Source organism: Pseudoalteromonas sp. MMG012 (assembly GCF_018100875.1).
GTDB classification, from domain to species: Bacteria; Pseudomonadota; Gammaproteobacteria; order Enterobacterales; family Alteromonadaceae; genus Pseudoalteromonas; species Pseudoalteromonas aurantia.
In genome coordinates this window covers 1-4,056 of sequence record NZ_JAGJEF010000138.1, presented here as the reverse complement: position 1 = coordinate 4,056, position 4,056 = coordinate 1, and the positions used below count along the sequence as shown (strand labels likewise).

Here is a 4,056-nt window from a genome sequence, read left to right as displayed (position 1 = left end):
TTTCAGTGCTCCATGGCCTATTTCAGATAGAGATATGCTCACCCATTCATGCTTTACCCAAGTGAGCACCACGCATTATCAGTTACAAGTAAAAGATACGCAGCTTTGGCAAGTACACAGTAAAGCAATACCTGTCACACCTGTGAAAGCGACTTGGCAGCTTTATCAACAAGGCAGTGATCTTAGAATTGAGTATGTGGCTTATGCCAACCCAAATGGTGCACTGCCGAAGTGGCTCGTGAATAAGCAGACCTTGAAAAGTATTCGGTACACACTCATTGCGATAAGGTCACAGCTCAAAAATAAACAATACGCAGTCAGTAAAATTACAATATCTGGCGGTGCGTGCACCGATTTTTAACGGTGATTTTGCCAAGACAGCTCGCTATTGTTCAACTACACTCAATAAATCCTTTTTTCGTAGTTAAGTATTATGATTGATATTGACGACAAAGTATTGGACGACTTACGCTCAGGGTTTAGCCTGCCTGCAAAACCTGAAATATTGCAAAAGTTACAAGTAGAATTAAACCAAGATGAGCCCGAGCTTGGCACAATCGCAAAAATTATTTTAGAAGATGTTGCAACGTCAGCAGCCGTTTTGAAAGTCATTAATTCACCTGCTTATGGTATGTCGAGAACTGTGACTGATATTAAACAGGCCGTCATGTTTTTGGGCGTAAATTGTATAACGCAGTTGGTGACAGGGCATTTGCTAAAAAGTGCGTTTAGCCAAAATGATTGCAGTATTTCATTAGAACGATTTTGGGATAATGCATCTGATATTTCACAAATAGCGATGTTAATTGGTCGTCAAGTTAAGCCGACTATCCCCATCGAAAACTTGCAGTTAGTTGGCTTATTTCATGATGCAGGCATTCCCGCTATGGCGATGAAATACGATAATTATGCGCAGCTACTAACGAAAGTGGCCGAACGGCCAGAAAAAACATTGGTGATGTATGAAGAGCATGTATATCCAACAAACCATACGGTTGTGGGGTACTTCTTGGCAACATCATGGCACCTACCTAAATCAATATGCCAAATGATTCTACGCCATCATGACTGTGATTATTTAAATAGTGATCAAGACAAAGTCGATAAAGCCACGTTTGCTGCGTTGAAATTAGCTGAGAACTTGGCTTTTGAAGCAAAAAGCTTTCGCTCTTGTGCTGATTGGCACGCCTTTAGAGATGATGTGATGATTGCGCTAGAGCTCAGTGACGATGAGTACACCGATATCAAAGAAGATGTTGAAGAGTTTTTTATTCACTAAATTAATACCTGACATGGTCAATAGGTTTACACCTGATGTTTTTTCATGTTTGTTTTTTATACCATCAATTGCGCCGACTACCTAGTTACATTATGGTTTGTATTTGCAAACGTATATTATTTTCAGTTATTTACGACTGAGATGAGCCTTTGCAACTTGTACGAAAAATCGACAAGAAACAATAACATGTAAAAAGGATAGTTTAATGACCAATCATAAGCGGATCATAATATGCGTTGGGGTGATAACAAGCCTATTCGCTGTTAACCACGCACTCGCGCATAATAACATCAATGATGATCAATACCGTGAAATTCAACAGCAGGACGCTGCGTTAATTCATTCACCGCAATGGGCAACACGCGTAAACTGTAACACCGACCCTGAAGCACTGAATAAAGCCATATCTTACAGTCGTTGGACGATACAGCCGCGCAGATTTACAGTGAGCGGTGCGTGCTCTGGGCCCGTTATTATTGCGCAACGGAATATCGAAATTAGCAACGACGCAGAGCAAAGTGGCTCGATTGTACTGGGTACGGGCGTCGAGGCACAAGAAGCACTAAGAATTGCGAACAGCACTGTTGTTTTGAAAGACTTCAATATTCAAGTCGACAGTAATACGCGTGCCATAACCGTAACTCAGAACAGTGTTGCTACGTTACAAAATATCACGTCTAATGCTAAATCTTCTACCAGCGATGTACTTTATCCTTTTGTTATCACTGATAATAGTACCGCGTATATTTCACAATTCTCAAAATCTGGTTTTGCGATATCAGGCAGTTCGGTTGCACAATTTGATGCCGACAATGAAGACAATATGGTCGATGTATTAGATACCTCTATGGCACGTTCAAATACGGCAAACCGATTTTTAGCAGTGCAAGTGTCGGGCAATGGTTATTTTTTAGCAGATAATAAAACACACATCGATTCTTTGATGATCTGGAGCAAGGCCGCGGTTGATGTGAATCGCGAAAGCTCAGTGGGCCAGTTGCAAATGGGGGGGCAAACGTTGTTTGCGGCATATCGGAATTCGTCTATCACGGGGCCATATTTTTTGTATGGTAATGTGGTGTTTGAACTTGAGCATTCAACAGCCAGTAATTGGGTCAAAGTAAATAAACCGCAGTCTATTTTAGTGGGAAACAATGCCACAGTAAATGGCACGTTATACCCATCTTGGACGTGGGCCGGACAAGATGGCAGTGAGCCATAAAGGGATAAGAACGCAATTTAAACCCTTGTCGTGCATTGACGTGATTAGGGTTTAATTTTAGGTTCTAAAAACCGGACTTGAAACGTATGGGCTTAAAGTGAGGGTAAATGAATAGAAATAAAAATATGCGTATTGTGGTCACACGGTGTGCTTGGGTGGTGTCTTGTTAGTAAGCTTACTTTAATAAGAGAAAATAGATGACAGACATGCTTACAGAGACCGAATTAAACACTCAGGTATTACGGGCACAAACGGGTAATGTTGATGCTTTTACGTTGTTAATAAAATACTCTCGCAACGTTGTTGAGTGTATTGCAATAGGCATTGTTCGTGATATTGATGCAGCTAAAGATGTGATGCAAAAGGTGTATATCAAGGTATGGTCAGATATAAATCAACTTAAAGAACCGAGCTGCTTTTTATCTTGGGTTCGTCAAATTACGCGATATACCGCCATGAATAGCTTACGCCGCAATAAAGTAAACGTTGAATTAGATGTGGAGTCTGCCGCAAAGCTATTGGCAAAGTTAGCCTGTGACGGGGCTGATTTAGAAATGACACTGCAGCAAGCAGAGCAGAGACAACTCATCGCACATTTGGTTGAGCAGCTTCCAGATGAATCCCGAGAGATTACTTTACTGTATTATCGCGAAGAAAAAAGTTGTGAAGCCGTAGCGCGTTTGCTCGACCTTGAACCAACAACAGTCAGAAAGCGTTTACAACGAGTACGAGAAAAAATTAAGTCGCAAATATTAAACGACTATGGCCGTGTTATTTTAGCCAATGCACCAATAGAACTGGCGAGTCTTAGTGCCATAAGCATATCATCAACCCCTGTTGCGGCGTCGATTGGTGCAGCTGCTGCGCCAACACCTTGGTACAGTAAGTTGTTGATGATGCTAGGTGGGGCTGGTATTGGCGCACTAGCAGCGATGTTTGCGATATGGTGGAGTTCCCGCTTAGTTTCAAATAAGTTAGATAAGGAACGCGATAGGCAAGCAGTAACACAAATAAGAAATCATAATTTTATTGCAGTTGGTATCGGGGCTGGCGTCATGAGCCTAGGTTACGGGTTTACACAAGGTTGGCTAATTCCTGTATTGGGTTTTATGGTCATTGTGGGTTGGCTCGTTTGGAGCACATTGCATCTTAACAAGATTACCCACAAGCTGTGTGCGGGGGCCACTAAAAGCCAGCAAAGAGTACAGTATATTGGAGGGTTATTAGGCCTTATTTTTGGGGCTATAGGAGGCGGCGCAGGACTGTATTTTGGTCTTGAGAACAGTGGCCGCTTAGCTTATTTAATGTAAAAGAATACGATGTGATAGCACTCTGGATAGTGTTATGGCGTTGGGTTAACCTTCAGAACAAATTAACGATAGTGAGAGATGAGGCGCATCAACAGAGTTGATAGTTCTGTTTGTTTAGGCGCTTATAATTAAACGCCTAAGACTTTAAATTTACATAACCTCAGGTTTGGATAAGGGTTTTGGAATAGGAAATATTTTGTAAACAAACTTACAATCCAATGATGATATTTTGTTCAATATCAAGG

Annotated in this window: 3 protein-coding genes and 1 pseudogene; all 4 read left to right on the top strand. The window is 41.4% G+C overall.

Annotated elements, in window-relative coordinates; translation table 11 throughout:
• Positions 1-361: pseudogene (locus tag J8L97_RS22395) on the top strand (hypothetical protein); the annotation flags it as partial.
• A gap of 72 nt (positions 362-433) precedes the next feature.
• Positions 434-1,279, top strand: coding sequence for an HDOD domain-containing protein (locus tag J8L97_RS22390; RefSeq protein ID WP_211052911.1), 846 nt, complete (start codon positions 434-436; stop codon positions 1,277-1,279).
• Between the two features lie 205 nt (positions 1,280-1,484).
• Positions 1,485-2,501 (top strand): hypothetical protein, encoded by a 1,017-nt coding sequence (locus J8L97_RS22385; RefSeq protein WP_211052909.1) that lies wholly within the window; start codon positions 1,485-1,487, stop codon positions 2,499-2,501.
• A 197-nt stretch (positions 2,502-2,698) separates the two neighbouring features.
• On the top strand, positions 2,699-3,811 hold the full coding sequence (locus tag J8L97_RS22380; protein WP_211052908.1) for an RNA polymerase sigma factor: 1,113 nt from the start codon (positions 2,699-2,701) through the stop codon (positions 3,809-3,811).
• Positions 3,812-4,056: the final 245 nt, after the last annotated feature.

Excerpts from the sequence above, each read along its gene's own strand:
- J8L97_RS22390 (WP_211052911.1), top strand. The coding sequence starts at position 434 with ATGATTGATATTGACGACAAAGTATTGGACGACTTACGCTCAGGGTTT.
- J8L97_RS22380 (WP_211052908.1), top strand. The coding sequence starts at position 2,699 with ATGACAGACATGCTTACAGAGACCGAATTAAACACTCAGGTATTACGG.
- J8L97_RS22385 (WP_211052909.1), top strand. The coding sequence starts at position 1,485 with ATGACCAATCATAAGCGGATCATAATATGCGTTGGGGTGATAACAAGC.